We start from the raw sequence: 16,699 nt of genomic DNA on the forward strand, positions 1-16,699 counted from the left end.
CTGAAAAATGGTTGATAAAAAAACATTTGTTCAGCGTTCCCTAAAATTAATAGATTGTCTTAAAAATCATCAAACAGATAGTAGGTTTTTCATTTCTCTTGATGAACAAGAATGGACGGAGATGCTTGCGGCATTAAAAACTGATCGGCTTATGTTTCTTACGATGTGGTGTAAGGAGGATACTATTTTTGTTTTATTTCTTGAGAATGGATACAAGCCCATTGGCGTTCGTATTTCCGCATCAATGAACCGTTATCTGGCCTTGTCTTCTGTAAGACCCGCTGCCATTATATATGAAAGAATGATCTGGGAGTTATGGGGTAAGGAAGCAATGAATGCTGTTGATTTACGCCCATGGTTGGATCGGGGTTTATGGAATAATTGCTGGCCATTGTCAGAAAAACCAGGGCCTGTCTTATGGCCTCCAGAAAGACAAGAAAATCCATCTGTCTCTCATTTACTGAATAATGGAGGGGAGATAACGGTTATTGATCCCTCCAATGCGACAGAAAAATTGCCTGTGCTGTGGCGTTTTCTTAATATGGGTGAGCGGATTATCCGGGCTGAATCAGTGTACGGATATACGCATAGAGGAATTCTATCCAATCTGTATAATAGAAATAGTTTGGAAATATTACCTTTAATAAGCCGTATTAACGCACTTGATTCCGTTGCGCATCAGATTGCCTTTTCTCATGCGATTGAAGATATTGCAAATTTTGTCCCTTCCTTGCCTGTTTTGAGAAAACGTATCTTATATTCTGAATTATCCAGAGTTGCAGCCTATCTATTTTATTTAACACGTTTATTTCGCGTATTAGAAGTAGAGTTGGTTGCCAGCCGGTGTGATCTGGCGCGTGAACTTCTTATGCGTTGGAATATACATTATTTTGGGCATCGCTGGTTAATGGATTGTGTTTTTCCTGGTGCCGTTTTTTTAGGGCAAGAAAATGATAAAAAAAGACATTTTCCTAAAAAAATTAAATATTTGATTGATCAGGCATTTAATTTGGCTATAACCTTGCCTGGTCTGGGTGACTATCTTCAAAATATGGGAATTTTATCTCTAAAAAAAGCGATTGATTTCAATATAGGTGGAATTGTTGGGCGGGCTTCCGGACGGGATGTGGATTTGCGTCGGTACATGTCTGAATACCGGTTGGAATGGCTGCCACCTCCGAATTTTACAAAAGGGGACGTTGATGCACGTATGCAGTCATGGTTTGTTGAGATAAAAACATCGTTAAATATAATCGATATACTTCTAAGGGAAGAAAATAGCGAGGAAGCGTTCAAATCCTCTCAAGAAATTATTATCGAAAAATTAAATGGGGAAGGGATTGGTGTTTGTGAAGGGGTACAAGGGGATTTATGGTATTATGTGAGACTAGAAGCGGGAGTTATAAAAGACGTATTTATACGTGATCCTGGTGCTAATCAGGCCTATGTCTTGCAAGATGTATTAAAAAATGAACATTTTGATAATCATGTCTTGATAAAGGCGTCATTTGGTCATTTGGTAACAGGCGTAGATCTATAAAAGGAAAACTAGTGGTTTTTATTAAATCCCTGATCGATTCATTAACTGGAAAAATAAAACCTGTTCAAAAATTTGCCGGTCAAAAAAAACAGGATATACATGTATTTCATATTGGATGTGGAGACTGCAATGGATGCACGTTTGAACTGCAGGCCTTAAACGGGACCGCATATGACATAAAAGATGCGGGGATAAAATTTGTTGGACATCCTGCTGATGCAGACTTGTTGTTAATATCAGGGCTGATTACTCGTGCTATGCTTCCTTATATTGAAAAAAGCTGGAAATTGATTTCTAAATCAAAAGCGATTGTAACAATTGGATCATGTGCAATTAACCGACATATTTTTGCAAGTAATTATGCGATCTTGGATGAAAATGTTGGTGACGATGAATGTATTTTGCAAATTGAAGGATGTCCGCCTTTACCTTCCACAATTATGGATTGTTTAATGAAATTGAAACGGAATACGTCTTCTAATTTTTATTCAAAAAGTCCTCCCTCTTTTTCGTCTTCACAAGAATTGTCTGGGCATCAGCTTTTAGACGATGGTAACTGCGATAACTCAACGGAATTAGACTCAGATATAAAATCCCGCTTAAAGCCAAGGTTCCCCAAGGATCTGCTACCAGAATAGTTGCGAAGATGCAGGTGCTTAAAAATATAGGCATGACGTAAGGTGTGGGAATTTTAAAATTTTTGAATGACCAGATCGGTAAGGTAGAAATCAGCAAAAAAGATGTAATGACTAAAATTGTAATTGTCAGGATTTCGGAATGGGCGATGGAATTAAGAAAATCAATTTGATAATGCTTGCTTTCCAAGCCAAGAAAAACAGGAAATAAAACTATTCCAGCACCTGCCGGGGCAGGGACACCCGTAAAAAAATTGCTGGCATATTGAGGTTTGTTATCATCAAGTGCGGCATTAAACCGTGCCAGACGTAAAGCCATGCATACCGTAAATATTGCACAGGGAATAAAAGAATAATCCCCTCCATTTTTAAGGGACCATAAATATAAGACAAGACTTGGAGCAACCCCGAAGGACAAAAAATCGACAAGGCTGTCCAATTCTGCACCAAATCGACTTGTACCACGTAATAAACGGGCAATTCGCCCATCCAACCCGTCAAAACAGGCAGCAATTAATATGGCGATAACAGCTTCATTGAATCTTCCATGAATTGCACTGCGAATACTTATCAGACCGGCACATAATCCAAGAATTGTCAATAAGTTTGGAATAATCCGATTAAAGGAAATTCCCTTGACTCGGGGACGAATTTTTTGTCGTAACATTAATTTATGTTCTGGGTTAAAAGAGCGTTTATAATTTTGCAACAATTGTTTCGCCGCCGATCATGGTTTGCCCAACCTCAACACAGGGTTGACACCCATCGGGCAGGTAAAGATCCACTCTGGAGCCAAATCGGATCAACCCATAAATATCACCCATATTAAATTGTTGATTTATATCGGCATTACATACAATTCTTCTGGCAATCAATCCGGCAATCTGAACAACCACCACCTTTTTTCCATCTGGTAAAGTTATGCAAATTGCGTTGCGTTCATTATGTTCTGATGCTTTATCCAGTGAAGCGTTAAAAAATTTTCCCTTGATATATGATCGTGCGGTAATTTTTCCAGCGACAGGGATGCGTTGTAAGTGGACGTTGAAAATGGAAAGAAAAATAGAAATGCGCCAGACCGGTTTGTCACCCAAACCTAAATCAACAGGAGGGGGAATATAGTTTATGGCTGAAACGGTTCCATCTGCTGGGGAAACAAGAATATCATTTTTATGGGGGATAATTCGCTTGGGATTACGAAAAAAATACCAGCAAAACCCAAAAAATAAGCTTCCTATAAGACCAATTAAATATCCGATCCGAGCATGAATGCGATAGCCAATAAAACTTATCAAAGCAGAGATGCAGAGAAAAGGATATCCAGCTTTGTGCGGTTTACTAATATTTGTTCGGATTGAATGTAAAATAGACATCAGGGAATTCCTTAGGGGATGGTCGTTTGTTATTTTTACAATTTTCTTTTGCGATTCCAGTTGGGTTTCGGTAATTTTTGTTTTAAAATTCTTTTTTTTGAAGCGGAAAAGATTGTAATCGGGGCATAGAGATTTTTTCGGATTTCAATCAGATGGTATTCTCCTCCAAAGGGAATGAAAAAATGACCTAAAAATTCTAACAGCTTATTTCCATATAGGGAAAAGGAATTCATTATTTTAGATGGAAAATAAATAATTTTTTCATAATAAACAAGTTGAAACATATGGTCTTTTAATATTTTTTTTAATTGATAAATGTAAAAACTTTTTTTTTGATACTCAAAAAAATTAGATAAATTAAATATTCCCCACCATTTTAATTTATTAGGAAGTAAAAGCAAAATTTTGCCATCATCTTTTAAAATTTCCCAACAAGACCTTAAAGTTTTATGAATGTTATAGATGCCGATCGGAAAGAATGGATAAAAAATGATTCGGTCAAAACTGCATTTTGCGAAAGGAAAACGATTGTATGTAAAACAACATGTTTTTACTGATGGAAAATTTTCTAAATTGGATAATTCATTTAAGTTCTCTGCAAGATTACCCTGAATATGATTATGGGGTGAAGATTGCAGAATGAAATCTTGAGGAATGGCACCAAGGGTGAGTAAAGAAAGCCCTCGTAGATCTGGCCACAGGTGCAGAAACTTATCAGTAAGATAGATTACTGATCCTGGTTGAGTATTATTTGGTATAATACTAGAATTAGCCTTAGGATTCATTATTGATTTCCAGAAGAATCGTTTTGTTATACAAGAATAAAATATTGAAATAAAGAAAGAGAATGTCTGTTCTTATTAAGCCTATTCCTTTTTATGAAACCAATTATGCGTGGCTATTATATGATAAAAAAACCAGAAATGCAGCTATTGTCGATCCTGGTAATTTTACTCCCGTTTTTAATACTATAAAAGATAAAAAGCTGAATTTGCAATCGGTACTTGTCACGCATCATCATCCAGATCATACAGGGGGCATTCGCCAATTGAAAGACAAATTTAATTGTCAGATATATGCGCCTGATAAAGAAAGAAACAGTATTGTGGATGCTACGGATTATGTAAAGGATCATGAACAAATCGACCTGGGTTTCGGTTTTTTTGAAGTTATAAATACGCCAGGTCATACTCTGGGATCTGTTTGTTATTATTCATATGATTTAGGTATAATTTTTACAGGAGATACTCTATTTAGCCTTGGTTGTGGTCGTTTATTCGAAGGTAGTCCAGAACAGATGTTTCAAAGTTTCAAACGGATAAAATCCCTGCCTGACGAAATTATGGTTTATGCCGCTCATGAATATACTGAAGATAATGGTCGTTTTGCCCTGACAGTGGATTCAAACAATGAAGATTTGTTAAATCGTTTGAAGCAAGTGCAGCAATTGCGTTCGGAAAATAAACCATCCTTGCCTGTCATGCTGGCAATTGAAAAGAGAACCAATCCTTTTTTGATGGCCTTGACCGTTGAGGAGTTTGCACGCTTACGTAAGGCAAAAGATCAATTTTGATAGGTTTAAAAAGGAATGATTTCAATTTTTAATGTGTGGATATTAAGTAAGCAAGCATGATTTAGCAAGATTTAATTTTGCGATAATAATTATGGAGAATTATTAATTATCGGTAAATTATCCACATTTTGTCAAAGCATGTGTTAAATCGGAAAGGAATCGTAAAGAATGGCTTGTAGGCGCAAATTATCATCTTTTCGTTGTGTTCTTTTTTTAAAAGTTATTTTATTTTCAATAAATAGATCCACCAACTTATCCACAATTCATAAAAATTGTTACATGATATTATTATCCCAGCTTTTTTCTATGGCAAATAACACTTTCTTGCGATTTGACAGGTCTGTAATAACTGGATGCAAATTAATATAAATTGTTCCAGGTTTTTTTAGGAAAGAGTGGCGCCCCCAATGTAACCCTGAATTGGTGCTAACTGGAACAATTTTAAGGTCAAGTTGACTTGCAATAGCTGCAACACCGGCTTGCAGTTTAACTTTTTTACCATATTGTGAACGTGTTCCCTCAGGAAAGATAATAATTTGTCGTTGATCTTTTATAGCGTTTTTACAATTTATGACAAGATTTTTCAAAGCCCTTGCACCTCCTTGACGGTCAAGGGGAATCATTCCGGATAAGAGAAGCATTGGCCCGACAAGTGGAAGATGTATCAACTCTTTTTTCATTATATAGGCAGGACGCGGTAAAAGATTCATCCATATCAGGGTATCAAAGGCGGATTGATGCTGAGACGCTATTATAAAAGATGAGTCATTGGGTAAGAATTCATTGCCTTTTATATCAATCTCTATTTTACAGATTTTTGTAAGACCCTTGATTGAAAGCTCAGTCCATAATTGTGCATAGGCCAAGGCATGTTTTTTTGCAAAATAACGGATATAAAAAGCAAAAAGACCCATGAACAGGGTTAGGGTAAAAAAATATATTGAGAAAAGTAGTGATCGAATAAAAGTCATAAAGGTCATGAAATCCGCTAATGTTTAATATTGATTAAATCATGCTTTGGTTTTGTCGTGTGAATTAATCCTGTATAGGCCATAAGTAGTTTATTGTATTCAATAAATAATAATCGAATAGAAGATATTTTTAAAACATTGTCCTTATTGATGGTGTTGATCGAGAAGGGATAAAGAGGAATATCGTATAGAAGGTTTCTAAGTTCAAGAATGGCTCGACGCATATGATAATTTGAAGTTATTACCGTCAGGGATTGCAAATGGTAATAATGAACCCATGCCGCTGTTTCAATGGCATTACCCATGGTGGACGTTGCATTATGTCCCAGTAAAATATGGTCTTGACATGAAATTGCAGGAAAATTCGTAATTGAATTCTTTAAATCTTGCAGGGTTGTTGTTGCGCCAACTCCAGATATAAGCAGATATTGAGAACAATCTTTTTCAAGAAATCTAATGGCTGTATGGATTCTTCCGGTTCCACCGGTCAATACGACGATACCGTCCGTTAAAGGGGGGATAGATGAGAAATTTAACAAATCATATATAAAAACAACAAAACCACTTAACCATAAAAAAATGATGATTCCAATAATCTTGATCAAAAAATTCTGAGAGATTTTTTTTTTCATTTTATGTCAAATGTCTTAACCAATAATAAACAATGAGTGTTGTTGAAATCCAGCCTATAAAATAATTGCATAAAGGTAAAATGATAATTAAAATCAATAGATTGAATGGTAACAAGGTTAAAATGCTAAACCACCCCTGATAAACTGTTTCCCAGTTTGGATTACTGCTGAAGGGCAGACTCAGATAGGTTAAAAAAAACAATAAGGGAATTGAGAAAATTAAGCCGATGCCACCTCCGATAAGGGAAAGAAATGCATTTCTTCGTGCAAAACGTATGGATATATAGTGGTCTGACGCGCCTAGATTATGAAGTATTTCGATTGTTTGTTTACATTGTATCAAACCAGTTCGGGTGGCGATGGCTATTACAATGGCTGCGACAAAAATCACGGTAAGAAAAGCAAGGAATGCACAGGTTTGCAAACTATTTGCAAGAACATTTAAGCGTTGACTCCAGAAGTTACTTTGTTCAATAACGATATTGGGTTCGATTTTGCGTAAGGAAGTTTCAAGCTGGCCTGAAATTTTTGTATTATTTTTTAAATGTAATTCGATGATTGCGGGAATGGCAAGGGCAAGATTGTCAAAATCTTCATGCAGCCAAGGAGCTAATAATTCATTTATTTCATTATCATCAAGTTTGTGAAAAGAGACAAGTTCCCTGGAGGTCGAGAGAAGGGTGATAATTTGCTGGATTGATGCATTATTGTCGGAGTTCTCTTGTTTTGTATTTTGAGACGAAATCTGGAGGTTATTTTGGGGAATTTGTAGAATTATTGTGGACGCTGCCCCTGTATTCCAACGATTTGCAAGATTTTGACCAGCATAGGTTCCCGCAATCATCAGGGTGGCCAAAAAGGTCATTGCAGCAACAAGGGGAATTAAAAATTGCCCGGGTAAAGCCAGATTGACTTTCAATCCATCAGTGGTTTTATGTTTTAACAGCATCATCAATTCGTATTTGTCCATTATTTAATTTTAGTCTAGGGGCAGGGAATTGATGGATGAGATTATCATTATGGGTGGCGATAATGATTGTGCACCCCAAATCATTAAGATCAAAAAAAAGATCCATTAAACGTAATACCTGTTCCTCATCCAGCGCATTGGTGGGTTCATCAGCCAACAAAATATCAGGTCTGTGAATGACAGCTCGGGCAATTGCAACGCGTTGTTGCTCCCCTCCAGAGAGGGTTCGAGGGTATAGTTCAGCCTTATTTTGCAAATTCATCCATTGAAGAATTCGATTTGTCCAACGACTTACTATGGATTCATCCGTATTCTGCAGTCGAAGGGGTAGAGCGATGTTATTATAAATGCTTAAATTGGGAATAAGTTTAAAATCTTGATAAATGATGCCTATTCTTTGTTTTAAGTGGCAAATAGTTGAACGACGGTTTTTATGTATGTTTGTTTCCAAAATTTGTAATTGCCCAGCATTAGGCATTATTTCAAGATGGAACATCTGGAGCAAGGTTGATTTTCCAATTCCTGATGGTCCTGTTAACCAGCAAAAACTGCCTTGGGGAATATGGAGTGTGACATTTGATAAAATTGGACAGTCTTGTCTGTAATAAAGGCTTACCTTGTCAAGTTGAATCATTGCAGAAAGGTTTCATGGCAGATAAGGAAATGGATTATAATTTACGTCCCAAATAAACAGTTACGGTTGCACATAATGCGGTTAACATAATAAGTAAAACGCCATCGAAAATTAATTTTCCTGCAGTTAAACTATGTCCTGCAATCATAATTGAATGGGGAATCAGGTTGCCTCCATGTTTCACAAGCTCACCTGTTTGAGGATCTGATGAGGAGATAACTGCTATTAATGAAGAAGTGATGGCAGGCAATAATTTCCATATGATACCAATAACCAAGAATAACGGGGCGAAAATTTCGGTGACTTGCTGGATCAAGTAAAAGCAGAAATGACAAGCGAACCAGAGAATATTTAAAAATGGATTGGATACTTTGGATGAATTTCTTGAATCGGTATATTCTTGGCTGATGTGGCCTAGCCGTTCTTCTGATCGTGTATTATTAGAGAAAAATTTATTCACGAAACTATCCTTAAACTGAATAAAAAGAAGATACACTGTAGCATATTGATATAAATCTTATAATAAAACTCTTTATATAAATCTTTAATTTTTTGAATTAAAATAATTAATGAACCGAAACATATTAATTTTCAGTGAATTTACTTGCCATATCAGATATTCTGAGAAAAATAAGTGGAATGGTATTTTTGTAGATTCTGTTTAATTATTGATCTAGGCAAACCATATATATCAATAAATACTTTTTAGAGAATTGGGTATGGGTAACAATACGCAGCCTTCGATATTAATCATTGATAATGATTCCAGGATTTTAAAGGAATTCAAACAAATTCTGGGTCAGGATTACTCTTTATATCTTACAGAATCTTCCTATCATGCCTTGGATATGATTAAAAAGGGGGCTCATTTTTCCACCATTATCTATAATAATTTCATGCCCTGCATGTTCGGAAATATTTTTTTTGCCCGTGTTCGTAATCTTATTGTTGCTACACGTATTCTTTTGGGACCAAAAAGCCGAACGGATATTCTGATCAAGGCGTTGAATGAAGGGGGAATATCGTTTTTTATTCCAAAACCGCTGGATCCTTTCATGGTAAAGGAAATTGTAAAACGGGCCGTTAAAAGATCAGAATTTCAAAGAAAACTAATGCATGAACGTTTATTGTTAAAAGGGTTGTTGGATAATCTGCCCTATGGCCTTGCTTTCAAAGATGAAGAGGGTCGTTTCACTCGTATAAACCAGTTGGCGGCCAATCGACGTGGATTGACCATTGCCCAATGCCTTGGAAAAACCGAAGAGGAAACTGAACCGTCCTTTACGTCGCAAGAATTGTCAAGATTTAACCAGCGTTTGAAAAAGGAGGAGCGCTTTGTGGAGATATTGGAGGTTCCCTCGAATAATTCCAAACAATCGTCACAATGGTTTATGATTACCCGTTTATTGCTGGATAGAGCAAAGGGTGAAATTACGCATCCTTCTGTACTGATGGAGCTGGATATCACTAAACAAAAAGAATTGGAAATGCAGTTGCGGCAGTCGGAAAAATTGAAGGCCCTTGGTACAATGGCTGGGGGAATTGCTCATGATTTCAACAACCTGTTGACAACAATGATCGGCTCGTTGGAGTTATCCGAAGAGCTGTTGGAGGTTTCGGGTAATTCTGAAATCATGGATACAATTAAGCAGTTACAGAACAATGCCTTGGAGGCGGCAAAAAAGGGTAGCACATTGACAGAGCGACTCTTGAGTTTCAGCAGAAGAAAGAAATTATCTTTGCAGGAAGTGGATCTCACCAAGATTATTCATAAAAATTTTGATCTATTGTCCCAAACTCTTCAGATGCGTTATGAAAGAAGGTTCAAAGAACAGATTGAAGCCAACCAATCAAATAGAATTCATCTTGAATTTAAAAATAATATATCGGGTATTTTGACGGTTAAGACAGATCCATCACAATTTGAATTGGCTGTCATGAATTTGTGTATCAATTCAGTAGATGCCATGAAAAATGGAGGTGTAATAACTATCATTTTGGATAAGAAAGATATTAGTCCGGATGAAGGCAAACGGCTTCATTTAAATCCGGGTTCTTATGCAGTCACCATCATTCAGGATGAAGGCGAGGGAATGAGTGCCGAAACCATTGCTCATATTTTTGAACCTTTTTTCACAACAAAAAAAATGGGGTTGGGAACAGGACTGGGAATGGCAATGGTTTATGGATTTGCACAACAGTCGGGGGGACAGGTTAATGTGCAAAGTCAATTGGGAGCAGGAACAAATATAAGTATATATTTACCCATATATAGTGAAATGGAAAGATAGATATTTAATAAATTTCCATCAACATATTTGAATATTAATATAAATTAATTAAATAGAAATCAAAAATTAATATTATATTATGTCACCAATCTAATATGATTTTTATATAAAACGTAGATGCATATTTTTATTCTTTAATTGCTTTTTAATATTTTTTTTAAATGATAATATAGATAACGAAGTGAATATATAGTTTTAAAATGATTATAGAGTCTGAACACTATATTTTTCCTTTTGACGTAAAGGCATAAGGAAATGTTGATTGAAGCACAAAAACAAAAAACAAAAAAAATAATTTTGGTTGCTGAGGATGACTCCATTTTACGCCCATTATTGGTGGAATTGCTGGATGAAATGCAGTTTGAGGTAATTGCCGCTGAAGATGGCACAAAGGCAATGGCATTATTACAAGATTTGGATTGTAATCATATGCATGTCGATTTACTATTAACCGATATCGGGTTGCCAGGAGTAAATGGAAACAAACTTGCTGAATTTGCGCGTAAGATCTGGCCGAATTTATCGATATTATTTATTACTGGTTATGCACATGGTATCAATACCATGACTCTTGACAATAAAATACAATTGTTAACCAAACCTTTTTCCCTTGGGGTATTGACAAAGCGTATAGAAGAATTGATTTCTTAACCAGTTCGGATAATTATTATCATATAATTTTATGTAAGGTTAACCCTAGATATGCAAAATAACACTTTATCTACGTATGATCCTATTCAGTGGCATGGTACGACTATTTTATGTGTCCGTTACGGAAAGCAGGTGACAATAGCAGGTGATGGCCAGGTAACACTGGGTAATACAGTTGTAAAAGGTAATGCGAGGAAAGTCAGGAGAATAGGACAAAACGGTTCTATATTGGCTGGTTTTGCAGGGGCGACAGCGGATGCTTTTACCTTGCTGGAACGTTTGGAAAAGAAATTGGAGCGTTATCCCAATCAGTTGGAAAGGGCTTGTGTCGAGTTGGCTCAGGATTGGCGAACGGATCGTTACTTAAGAAGACTTGAGGCAATGCTGCTTGTGGCTGATCATGTTCATTCATACACGTTAACAGGTAATGGTGATGTACTGGAACCAGAAGACGGGGTGGTAGCCATTGGTTCCGGTGGTAATTATGCTCTGGCGGCCGCAAGGGCGCTTTTGACTGTTGATGGACTAACATCGGAAGAAATCGCACGTCGAGCCATGAAAATTGCTGGGGATATTTGTATTTATACCAATCACTCCCTTGTTGTAGAGACTTTGAACTCAGAAAGTAAATAATATATGCAAATCCCGACCTATACTCCGAAAAAAATTGTTGCAGAACTTGATCGTTATATTGTTGGTCAACATGAAGCAAAAAAGGCTGTATCTATCGCTTTGCGCAATCGATGGAGAAGAGCTCAGTTACCTGACCGGATGCGGGAAGAAATCGTTCCTAAGAATATTTTGATGATTGGACCAACGGGTTGTGGTAAGACGGAAATTGCTCGTCGATTAGCCCGTTTGTCACAAGCTCCATTTTTAAAAGTTGAGGCAACTAAGTTTACCGAAGTCGGTTATGTCGGTCGTGATGTGGAAAGCATTATTCGCGATTTGGTTGAAGCATCTTTGGTCATGTTGCGTGATGTAAAACGTCGCAATGTCGTTGAAAAGGCAAAAGATGCCGCAAATCAAAGAATAGTAACGGCGTTGGTGGGAGATGGAGCGACAGCAGAAACACGTAATAAATTCCTGCAGATGCTGGTTAATGGAGATTTAGAGGACAAGGAAATAGATATTAAAGTGGCGGATATATCCTCTCCTGTTAATCAAATGGATATACCGGGGATGCCATCGGCCCAGATTATCAATTTTACCGATATGATGAAAGGGTTCATGAACCGTTCTGAAAAATCACGCCGTATGACGGTTGCAAAAGCCCGGGAGGCATTAATTCGTGAAGAATCTGATAAGCTTCTGGATAATGATGCGCTTGTGCAAGAAGCTATACAGCGTGCACAAAATCATGGAATTGTCTTTTTGGATGAAATTGACAAGGTTTGTGCCCGTTCTTATGAAGGAAGTGGTGGGCGTGGTGGTGCCGATATTTCCCGTGAAGGGGTACAGCGTGACTTACTGCCATTAATAGAGGGAACGACTGTCTCAACAAAATATGGTCTGGTTAAAACCGATCATATACTTTTTATTGCCTCTGGTGCTTTTCATTTGGCTAAACCTTCTGATTTATTGCCGGAACTACAGGGGCGCCTACCGATTCGTGTTGAATTATCGGCTTTAACCTGTGAAGATATGCGTCGGATTTTAACAGAACCCGAACAGTCACTTTTAAAACAGTATATCGCTTTGATGGAAACGGAAAAAGTCAAGTTACAGTTTACGGATGATGCAATTGATTCAATTGCTCAATTGGCAACGGATATTAATGAAAGAGTTGAGAATATCGGTGCGCGTCGTCTGGCAACCGTTATGGAAAAGCTTCTCGAAGAAGTTTCTTTTACAGCTTCTGAACGTTCAGGTGAGGAGATTCAGATAACGGCAAAGGATGTAACGGAAAAAGTTGCTTCCTTGGCGAGTAAAAGTGATTTAAGTCGTTTTATTCTTTAATTTGTAATTTGTCTGGCTGTACGAGATTTATCTATGTCAATTTCAGGTTCTTTTATTTTACCCGAAGAACAAAGCGCGGTAGAGGCGATTGATGCCATTAGGGATGAGTTTGATCTTTTTGATGATTGGACGCAGCGATATCGTTATTTGATTGAACTTGGAAATAATTTGCCTGCTTTTCCTGTTGAATGGCAAAATGATAAATTTCGTGTGGTTGGTTGTCAAAGTCAGGTTTGGTTAAATTACTCCCGGGAAGGAAATAAATATTATTTTGCTGGATCGTCTGATGCCGTGATAGTTAAAGGTCTGATCGCTTTGTTACTAAGGATTTATTCTGGAAGAACAGCAGAGGAAATTTTGAAAATCGATCCTGAATTTGTTAAGGATCTGGGACTTGCAGGGGCGTTGTCAGCAAATCGAAGTAATGGGGTTATGTCGATGGTTAAAGCCATACAGCATATTGCCTCACGATAGTGTTAATTTTTTTTGAAATATTTATTTCGTATAGTTTGAGATTCTTCAATTGAGATAACAGTCTCTAAATTTAAGACTATTTTAAGAAATACATTGTAAAATTAGGAGATAATATATGAAAAAAACAATTGGGGATTTCTTATTGGATAGATTATCTCAAATTGGGATCAACACAATTTTTGGTGTGCCTGGGGATTATAATCTTCAATTTTTGATGCAGGCAGAAAAAAGAAAAGATATAAAATTTGTTGGAAATCGTAATGAGTTGAACGCGGCCTATACTGCGGATGGTTATGCACGTTTAAATGGAATTTCTGCAATACTAACAACATATGGTGTTGGTGACCTGAGTGCCCTTAATGGTGTTGCAGGAGCATATGCCGAATACGTGCCAATGGTTTGTCTTTCTGGAGCGCCACCTTTACACAGTATAAATCAAAGATCCTTTTTGCATCATACCACAGCGGAGGGTAATTATGAAGATGTCATGAATTGTTACCGCTCCTATACTGTCGCTCAGGCGCGCCTTACGCCACAAAATGCAGTGGGGGAAATTGATCGTGTATTGAAAGTTTGCAAACGGGAAAAAAGACCTGTTTATATTCAAATCCCATCGGATATAACGTTTTTCGAGATTGATGTCCCTGATGACAAACTGGTCTGTTCATTACAAATGAGTGATTCCTTACAACTTTCAAATCTTTTGCATGGCATTAAAGAACGTCTGCGACATGCTGAACGCCCGGCTATGCTGCTGGGTAATGCCATAGATCGATTTGGACTTAGAGAACTTACGCAAGAACTTATTGAAAAATTGAATATTCCATTTGCCACCCAATCAGCGGCACAGGCAATTTTGGATCAGGGTTTATTGCAATGGGTTGGTGAATATAATGGCGGGGCTTCTGTCAGATCCGTTTTAGATATCATTGAAAATTCTGATTGCTTAATAGGAATTAACGTAAAATTTACAGACAGTAATTCTGGGTATTTTACGCAGAATATTCCAGAAAATATGATCAATATCATGCCCTTCAGCACTATCGTTGGTAAAAAAGTGTTTGAGGATGTCTGTGCTGTAGACCTTTTGAAAAGCCTGATAAAAAATGACTTGTCCCGACAGTCAAATTTATTCTCTTCCATTCATAAAAATAAAAAACATTCATGGACAGTTGAAAAGGGCAAGGCATTAATCCTCAATCGTTTTTGGACAAAAATGGATCATTTCATTCAGGAAAATGATGTCATTGTTACGGATGCAGGCACCTCGATGAGAGGTGTCAGGGGATTGGCTCTTCCTGCCGGAATTACCATCATTAATCAGCCTTTGTGGTTATCAATCGGGTATTCATTGCCTGCCTTGTTTGGTTCATTAATGGCAGCACCTAAACGGCGCCAAATATTATTTGTCGGGGATGGGTCATTCCAATTAACAGCGCAGGAAGTATCAGCTTTTTTTGCGCATGATCTTAATCCAATCATTTTTTTGGTGAATAATAAAGGTTATACAATCGAACGCAGCATTATGGGGTTATATTCCTCGTTTAATGATATTCCTGAATGGAACTATCATAAACTATTTGATGCTTTGAGTGATAATAAACCCTATTCATACTATCAAGTCAGAACTGAGGATGAATTGGAAACAAGCCTGGAAGAACTGGAAAATGATACTTTAGTACCGCGTATTGTTGAAATTATGATTGATCCTTTTGACATACCCAAAAAAGTTCAGGATTCAGCAGACCGTATTGCATCCTTCAATTATGGAAAAAGAGGTTTGAAAGAGCTTGATAAAAAAGTTCATTTCTAAATAAATGTTGAGGAGTTTTATTATAGATCAATAACAAGCTCCTCAAATACATAAAAAAAGTCTATCGATATTATCAAGTTTGAATCAAAATTTTTTTTGACGTTGTTGGGGAACCTCAATATCAATAGCCAATGTAGAACAGGCAGATCCTTGATCAATTTTGACCTGAATTTTTTCTTGATCAATGGAGATATGCTTTTGGATAACCGCCATAATTTCTTTTTGTAATTTTTGCAATAAATCTGAATCATTTTGATTGCTGGTAGAAGAACGTTCATGAGCCAGCAGGATCTGTAAACGATCCTTGGCAACGGGCGCTGAACTTTTTTTATTAAAGAAATTTGAAAATAAAAAACTCATCATCTATTCCTCTTTAACAACCAGTCAAAAAACCCTTTTTTGTCAGTCGGAATGGTAATGTCTATTTTTTCTCCTTGCAAGCGTTTAACTGCATCTACATAGGCACGGGCAGGAGCAGAGTTGGGTGCAGAAAGTGTTATCGGAGTACCTATATTTGAAGCCTTGAGAATTTCCTCACTTTCAGGAATGATACCAATCAAGGGAATGGAAAGGATATCAAGTATATCATCTGTGTTAAGCATGTCGCCATGGGCTGCCCTGTTTGTTGCATAACGTGTAATTAACAGGTGTTTGTTAATTTTTTCACCTTTTTGGGCTTTATCAGTTGTACTGTCAAGGATGCCTATGATACGATCACTGTCACGAACCGAGGATACTTCGGGATTGGTAATGACAATGGCCTCATCAGCAAAATGCATGGCCATTTTAGCACCGCGTTCAATTCCGGCCGGACTGTCACAAATTATCCAGTCAAACTTCTCTTTTAATTCCTCAATAACCTTTTTGACACCCTCTTCAGTCAAGGCGTCTTTGTCCCGTGTTTGGGAAGCGGCCAGAATGAAAAGGGTTTCGATACGTTTATCTTTAATCAATGCTTGAGAAAGCGTGGCTTCACCTTGTATTACATTGATAAAATCAAACACCACACGTCTTTCTGATCCCATTACAAGGTCAAGATTTCTTAAACCGACATCAAAATCAATGACGACAACCTTTTGTCCTGTCTTGGCGAGGGCCGCTCCAATCGCTGCGGTTGTTGTCGTTTTACCAACCCCGCCTTTACCTGAGGTAATAACGATTACCTTCGACATACTTGTTCCTT

18 protein-coding genes and 1 pseudogene are annotated in these 16,699 nt (G+C 37.2%); 9 read left to right on the forward strand and 10 right to left on the reverse strand.

All coding sequences use genetic code 11. The annotated features are described in order from the left end of the window. The first annotated feature begins 7 nt into the window (after positions 1 to 7). Both H3R33_RS01330 and H3R33_RS09115 read left to right on the forward strand, forming a co-directional pair. Complete coding sequence (locus tag H3R33_RS01330; RefSeq protein ID WP_198184579.1) at positions 8 to 1,540, forward strand: hypothetical protein; 1,533 nt, start codon at positions 8 to 10, stop codon at positions 1,538 to 1,540. A gap of 11 nt (positions 1,541 to 1,551) precedes the next feature. After that, positions 1,552 to 1,989 (forward strand): annotated as a pseudogene (locus H3R33_RS09115) (NADH-quinone oxidoreductase subunit B); the annotation flags it as partial. Between the two features lie 28 nt (positions 1,990 to 2,017). Here the strand turns inward: H3R33_RS09115 and pssA are convergent. Genes pssA through H3R33_RS01350 form a run of 3 tightly spaced genes read right to left on the reverse strand, consistent with a single transcriptional unit; the run spans position 2,018 to position 4,333 of the window. Then, positions 2,018 to 2,842, reverse strand: a complete 825-nt coding sequence (gene pssA, locus H3R33_RS01340) for a CDP-diacylglycerol--serine O-phosphatidyltransferase (RefSeq protein WP_198184705.1) — start codon at positions 2,840 to 2,842, stop codon at positions 2,018 to 2,020. 28 nt (positions 2,843 to 2,870) lie between these two features. Next, positions 2,871 to 3,551, reverse strand: coding sequence for a phosphatidylserine decarboxylase (locus tag H3R33_RS01345; protein WP_255518774.1), 681 nt, complete (start codon positions 3,549 to 3,551; stop codon positions 2,871 to 2,873). A gap of 32 nt (positions 3,552 to 3,583) precedes the next feature. Then, positions 3,584 to 4,333 carry a hypothetical protein gene (locus H3R33_RS01350; RefSeq protein WP_198184581.1) on the reverse strand — a complete coding sequence of 250 codons (750 nt, stop codon included), beginning with the start codon at positions 4,331 to 4,333 and terminating at the stop codon, positions 3,584 to 3,586. 62 nt (positions 4,334 to 4,395) lie between these two features. On the opposite strand from H3R33_RS01350, the gene gloB reads away from it, so the two are divergent. Next, positions 4,396 to 5,121: a hydroxyacylglutathione hydrolase gene (gene gloB / locus H3R33_RS01355; RefSeq protein WP_198184582.1), complete on the forward strand. Its 726-nt coding sequence runs from the start codon at positions 4,396 to 4,398 to the stop codon at positions 5,119 to 5,121. A gap of 275 nt (positions 5,122 to 5,396) precedes the next feature. Here the strand turns inward: gloB and H3R33_RS01360 are convergent, their stop codons facing one another. From H3R33_RS01360 to H3R33_RS01380, 5 genes are read right to left on the reverse strand one after another with little or no spacing between them, the layout of a single operon-like run. Further along, positions 5,397 to 6,101 (reverse strand): 1-acyl-sn-glycerol-3-phosphate acyltransferase, encoded by a 705-nt coding sequence (locus tag H3R33_RS01360; RefSeq protein ID WP_232351037.1) that lies wholly within the window; start codon positions 6,099 to 6,101, stop codon positions 5,397 to 5,399. A gap of 8 nt (positions 6,102 to 6,109) precedes the next feature. Then, a complete protein-coding gene (locus H3R33_RS01365; RefSeq protein WP_198184583.1) occupies positions 6,110 to 6,724 on the reverse strand; it encodes a YdcF family protein in 615 nt (204 codons plus the stop codon). A 1-nt stretch (position 6,725) separates the two neighbouring features. Further along, positions 6,726 to 7,676, reverse strand: a complete 951-nt coding sequence (locus H3R33_RS01370; RefSeq protein ID WP_162988602.1) for an ABC transporter permease — start codon at positions 7,674 to 7,676, stop codon at positions 6,726 to 6,728. Beyond that, positions 7,657 to 8,328 carry a cell division ATP-binding protein FtsE gene (locus H3R33_RS01375; RefSeq protein WP_122123853.1) on the reverse strand — a complete coding sequence of 224 codons (672 nt, stop codon included), beginning with the start codon at positions 8,326 to 8,328 and terminating at the stop codon, positions 7,657 to 7,659. Before H3R33_RS01375 ends, H3R33_RS01370 begins: the two co-directional genes overlap by 20 nt. Positions 8,329 to 8,362: 34 nt before the next feature. Beyond that, positions 8,363 to 8,788 (reverse strand): hypothetical protein, encoded by a 426-nt coding sequence (locus H3R33_RS01380; RefSeq protein WP_122123852.1) that lies wholly within the window; start codon positions 8,786 to 8,788, stop codon positions 8,363 to 8,365. 259 nt (positions 8,789 to 9,047) lie between these two features. Here H3R33_RS01380 and H3R33_RS01385 point away from each other — a divergent pair, with 259 nt between their 5' ends. The 6 genes from H3R33_RS01385 to H3R33_RS01410 all read left to right on the forward strand — a co-directional run bounded on the left by H3R33_RS01385 (position 9,048) and on the right by H3R33_RS01410 (position 15,516). Then, positions 9,048 to 10,619, forward strand: a complete 1,572-nt coding sequence (locus H3R33_RS01385; RefSeq protein ID WP_122123851.1) for an ATP-binding protein — start codon at positions 9,048 to 9,050, stop codon at positions 10,617 to 10,619. Positions 10,620 to 10,874: 255 nt separating this feature from the next. Further along, positions 10,875 to 11,270 carry a response regulator gene (locus H3R33_RS01390; protein ID WP_122123850.1) on the forward strand — a complete coding sequence of 132 codons (396 nt, stop codon included), beginning with the start codon at positions 10,875 to 10,877 and terminating at the stop codon, positions 11,268 to 11,270. Positions 11,271 to 11,321: 51 nt separating this feature from the next. Next, positions 11,322 to 11,903, forward strand: a complete 582-nt coding sequence (hslV, locus tag H3R33_RS01395; RefSeq protein ID WP_122123849.1) for an ATP-dependent protease subunit HslV — start codon at positions 11,322 to 11,324, stop codon at positions 11,901 to 11,903. 3 nt (positions 11,904 to 11,906) lie between these two features. After that, on the forward strand, positions 11,907 to 13,229 hold the full coding sequence (gene hslU / locus H3R33_RS01400) for an ATP-dependent protease ATPase subunit HslU (RefSeq protein ID WP_122123848.1): 1,323 nt from the start codon (positions 11,907 to 11,909) through the stop codon (positions 13,227 to 13,229). A 39-nt stretch (positions 13,230 to 13,268) separates the two neighbouring features. Continuing rightward, a complete protein-coding gene (locus H3R33_RS01405) occupies positions 13,269 to 13,703 on the forward strand; it encodes a SufE family protein (protein WP_110438614.1) in 435 nt (144 codons plus the stop codon). A gap of 115 nt (positions 13,704 to 13,818) precedes the next feature. Then, entirely contained in the window at positions 13,819 to 15,516 is a 1,698-nt protein-coding gene (locus tag H3R33_RS01410; RefSeq protein WP_122123847.1) for an alpha-keto acid decarboxylase family protein, read from the forward strand. 84 nt (positions 15,517 to 15,600) lie between these two features. Here the strand turns inward: H3R33_RS01410 and minE are convergent, their stop codons facing one another. Both minE and minD read right to left on the reverse strand, forming a co-directional pair. Beyond that, positions 15,601 to 15,876 carry a cell division topological specificity factor MinE gene (minE, locus tag H3R33_RS01415; protein ID WP_122124292.1) on the reverse strand — a complete coding sequence of 92 codons (276 nt, stop codon included), beginning with the start codon at positions 15,874 to 15,876 and terminating at the stop codon, positions 15,601 to 15,603. Beyond that, positions 15,876 to 16,688 (reverse strand): septum site-determining protein MinD, encoded by an 813-nt coding sequence (minD, locus tag H3R33_RS01420; RefSeq protein ID WP_198184584.1) that lies wholly within the window; start codon positions 16,686 to 16,688, stop codon positions 15,876 to 15,878. Before minD ends, minE begins: the two co-directional genes overlap by 1 nt. Between the last annotated feature and the right edge of the window lie 11 nt (positions 16,689 to 16,699).

Source organism: Commensalibacter sp. B14384M2 (genome assembly GCF_016101865.1).
GTDB classification, from domain to species: domain Bacteria; phylum Pseudomonadota; class Alphaproteobacteria; order Acetobacterales; family Acetobacteraceae; genus Commensalibacter; species Commensalibacter melissae.